Below are 3,632 nucleotides of genomic sequence, written 5' to 3'. Positions count from 1 at the left end.
ACCCCAAACCCTTCGTCTGGACGAAGACCGCCGACGAGATCCTCGACAAAGTCGCCGCCTACTGCCACCGAATCTCTGACTCAGGTCACTAGGTCGATGTGCAGGTGGGCCCAGGTCAGCACGTCACCGTAGCCCTCCTGGTGCAGGGCGAAGGGCCATTTCATCGGTGGGGCCCCGGGGCATCGGCGCCCGGGGCCCCGTTGGCGGAGACCAGTGCCTCAGTGGCACCGCCCGCTACCGCTGTAGCAGTGGGAGTAGCCCAGGTGGAAGCGGACGCGGGGTGCACGGCTCCTTACGTCTGGGGTCCGGTCCTGCGGCGACGTGCGATGACGACGGCCCCGGCACCGGTGAGGACGGCGGCGCCACCGATGGCGGCAAGGGCCGGCAGCCTGTCCGAGGAGCCGGTTTCCGCGAGCGTGCCGCTGACCGGGAGCTCGTCATGGCCGCCGTGCGACGCCGTCTGATTCCCGGCGGTGCCCGGCTTGTCCGGCCTGCCCTTGCCGTCCACGGGCTTGCCCTTGGCATCGTCGACCGGGCCGGGCTTGCTGTGTGGGGACAGGACGGTGAAGTCGAACTGGCTGATGTTGTCGAAGCCGCACCGGCCGTCCTCGCCGTAGGAGTACCCGATGGTGAAGAAGTATCCCGTGCCGGCCTTGGCCTTGCCGCCGGCCTTGATGCGCAGCTTGGCATCCGCGTATTCGCCCGGCTTCAGATGCTTGATGGTGGCGAAGTCGTCGTTGTCCTGGAACTTGGCACCCTCGCCTTCGATGGGCTTCCAAGTGCGTGTCGTCGGGTTGAACCACTGCACTGTGACGTCCAGTTCGGCGATGTCGCTGAGTTTCGGGTCGGCGGTACCCAGGGTGAGGGAGATGTCGGTCGCCCTCACCGCAACCTTGGAGACGTTAGTGACGCGGTAGGTGAACTCATGCCAGCCAGAATTGGCGACGATCTTGCTCGGGAGGCCGGCCAGCCCTGTCTTGCCGCGGTCTACATCGAAGATCGGGAAGCAGGAGGTGGAGCGGTTTTCGGTGGGGGACGGCGTGGTGCTCGGCTTCGCCGCGGCAGTGGGCGTCGGCTCAGCGGCCTGCCGCTCGGCGGCGGCCTCGCCACTGCCCATGTCACCGGCAGCGCTGTCACCGCCGTGAGTGCCGTCGGTGCCGGTCGGCGAGGCGGTGGCCGGGGCCGACGCGGAGAGTGTGGCACTGGGCGTCGTCGCCTGGTCCGTCGCAGACGCGGCGGGGGCCGTGAGCAGGGTCAGGGGGCTGATGACGGCCGTGACAACTGCGGTTGCCAGGACACGGTGGAGCTTCATCGAAACCTTTCTTGGGGAGCCGGACTGGCGGCCGACGGTGGGGCATGCGCGGTACGGCCCCGTAGGCGAACAGGTATGTGACCGGCGAGCCCATCGAATGGTTGTGCACCGAGCGGACGCGCCCGGTGTGACGGTGCTCACCGGACGCGTCCGCAGGCCGGCCCGGCCGCAGTGCGTGGCCTGCCAGCGCCCTGCCTGATCCGACGCGGAGCTCACGATGGTGATCAGGTGGCCGAGGTGGGTGTCGGCGTAGGCGGGGGCGGCCTGCTGGGAGGCGGCGGTGTCCTTCGTCTCGCCGAGGTAATGCCCGTGGGGGACGTGCGTGGCCGACACGTTGACGAACAGGTACAGCGGCTCTCGCGGTAGGTGTCGGCGATGGCCAGGGCCTGAACGACCTGGTGGCGGGTGGAGTCCGGCTCGGGGGAGCGGAACTCGGGCCGCCAGTGGTCCTCGTGGAAGAGGTCCGGCAGGACGGACCCGAGCGGCATCTCGCAGGAAAAGTAGGTGACGCCGCCGATGCAGACGCTACGGTACCCCTGCTGTCCCAGGCCGGCCGGGCAAAAGACTGCCGGGCCGGAAGAGGCACATCGTGATCGACACGCGCGGACTGCGGCTGTTCGTCATGGTCACCCCGGCCTCGGTACACGACAGCGTGGCCCGCGAAGTATTCCCGCGAGTCCGGTTGATGCACCCCGAACTTGTCCCCGTGTGGGCCGATTCCCTCTACGCGGGAACCCTCGTCGGCTGGGCGAAGTCGCTGATGACCCGCCGCCTCACCCGAAGCCCGCTCTATCCCAACGCTGCGGTGCCTGAACCCGGTCAGGCCCGCCATGCCGCATGCCAAACTCGGCGATCATGTCGCCGGGGGCTGGCCCGTGACGGGGTCGAGTACCTGAACGTCGTAGCCCTCGCCTGCGGCGCTGGCGCGGACTACTTCCGCGATGCCCCGTTCCATGTGCCTGTTCTCGTCCACCAGGCCTGCTTCGAGGGCCCTGTCCTGGGATGTGTGCGGCAGGACGAAGGCGTCGTCCCGGGAGAGTGCCACGGCGTCGGCAAAGGCCAGCATGCCGTTCAAGCCACCCTCACACAGGCGCCGCAGGGCGAGGGAGACGACCTGCAGAACCGGTTCGGCGGCCCGCACCAGTGTGGAGGCCGACCGTGCCTTCCGAGCAGTCATCCTTCATGCCGTCAAGCGTAGCTACGCTTGACGGCCCAGGGCCTCGTTTCACTCGACTCCCGGCCCTTCGAGCTGCATCACCCCCCCCGGCCAACACCACGGGCCAAGTTCGCGGACGGTCTCTAAGGGGTGGGGCTTCGTTCGTTTAACGTTCGAGGCGGACCACCGGTACACCCCGCGCGTTCAGCTCCGCAATGACCCAGTCCGCGGTGATGTCCTTCAGCGAGGTGATGACCAGCACGGTGGAGGCCACCAGTCAGTCCGATTCTCCGATTCGTAGTCGGTGGTGTTGTCGTCCTGGACGAATCGTTCCCGGTAGGGGGTGGGACGGCGGTAGTAGACCTCCACCACCTCCGCCAGTTCCACTTCCCGGAACTGTGTACGGACCGTGCCCCTCCACACGGGCTAGCCGCCCTCACCGATACGCGCCTCGAACGACAGGCCGACGCCGATAACCGCCGGAACGCGCATCCCGCGCCCCCGGTTCATCCGACGCGTCGGGGCCGCCGGAGTGTGTATGAGAGTCCTCCGGCGGCCCGTGACACGTCGACTGAGGGCCACGTTCGCCGTCAGGTTAGGACAGGTGTGAGCCCGGCGGCGGGCTCTCGGTGCGACGCACGTGAAAACCCACAGCACCTGAGGGCCCCACCATGACATTTCCCCTGCAATCCGCCAGGTCGGCCGCGCTGTGTGCCAGCCGGGTGTTCGCTGCCCGCCCGCGCGTTCGTGCGGCAGGCGGCAGGCGGCAGGGGGCAGTGACTGCTCCCCCCGGCGGTCTTGGCCGTGCGCTGCCGACCGAGCGGATGTCCCCGCGGCGGCAGCCGTTCCGGCAGACGAACAAGGCGAGGATTCCCCGATCTTCAGTCCCATCGTTCAGGCCGTCCAAGTCCACCTGGGCAAGGAACGGCATCGGGCCATTGCGCGAAGTGCAGCAACGCCATCGAGTGCCGGCCGGCGCCAGAGGCACCCCACCGGTCCGGGGCACCTGAGCAGTCGGTGCAACCGGACCTGCATCGATCATGAGAGGCGTCACGGCCAGGACTCTAAGGGGTCCTTTCAGAAAGCTGGGACCTTGCGGGCGAGGATCATGCAGTGAGCGAGTTGGAGGAAGGCGTTGTGCATGTCGTCGCGTGCTTCCCAGCG

At 68.1% G+C, this 3,632-nt stretch carries 2 protein-coding genes and 2 pseudogenes; 1 reads left to right on the top strand and 3 read right to left on the bottom strand.

The window, feature by feature from the left end; genetic code table 11:
• Positions 1 to 292 precede the first annotated feature (292 nt).
• Positions 293 to 1,312: an LPXTG cell wall anchor domain-containing protein gene (locus tag ACH4EB_RS38545; RefSeq protein WP_398353200.1), complete on the bottom strand. Its 1,020-nt coding sequence runs from the start codon at positions 1,310 to 1,312 to the stop codon at positions 293 to 295.
• 556 nt (positions 1,313 to 1,868) lie between these two features.
• On the opposite strand from ACH4EB_RS38545, the pseudogene ACH4EB_RS38540 reads away from it, so the two are divergent.
• Positions 1,869 to 2,066: pseudogene (locus ACH4EB_RS38540) on the top strand (transposase); the annotation flags it as partial.
• A gap of 99 nt (positions 2,067 to 2,165) precedes the next feature.
• On the opposite strand, the gene ACH4EB_RS38535 reads toward ACH4EB_RS38540, so the two are convergent.
• Together ACH4EB_RS38535 and ACH4EB_RS38530 are read right to left on the bottom strand one after the other, a co-directional pair.
• Positions 2,166 to 2,489, bottom strand: coding sequence for a hypothetical protein (locus ACH4EB_RS38535; protein WP_398353198.1), 324 nt, complete (start codon positions 2,487 to 2,489; stop codon positions 2,166 to 2,168).
• A gap of 1,056 nt (positions 2,490 to 3,545) precedes the next feature.
• A pseudogene (locus ACH4EB_RS38530) lies at positions 3,546 to 3,632 on the bottom strand (IS5/IS1182 family transposase); the annotation flags it as partial.

Origin of the sequence: Streptomyces sp. NPDC018045, assembly GCF_044327445.1 — a bacterium.
In the GTDB taxonomy this organism is placed as follows: domain Bacteria; phylum Actinomycetota; class Actinomycetes; order Streptomycetales; family Streptomycetaceae; genus Streptomyces.
The sequence above is the reverse complement of the archived record's forward strand: the minus strand, read 5'-3'. Positions and strand labels throughout refer to the sequence as shown.

Bases quoted from the DNA above. Each gene is read 5' to 3' on its own strand.
- ACH4EB_RS38545 (WP_398353200.1), bottom strand. From the start codon at position 1,312: ATGAAGCTCCACCGTGTCCTGGCAACCGCAGTTGTCACGGCCGTCATC.
- ACH4EB_RS38535 (WP_398353198.1), bottom strand. From the start codon at position 2,489: ATGACTGCTCGGAAGGCACGGTCGGCCTCCACACTGGTGCGGGCCGCC.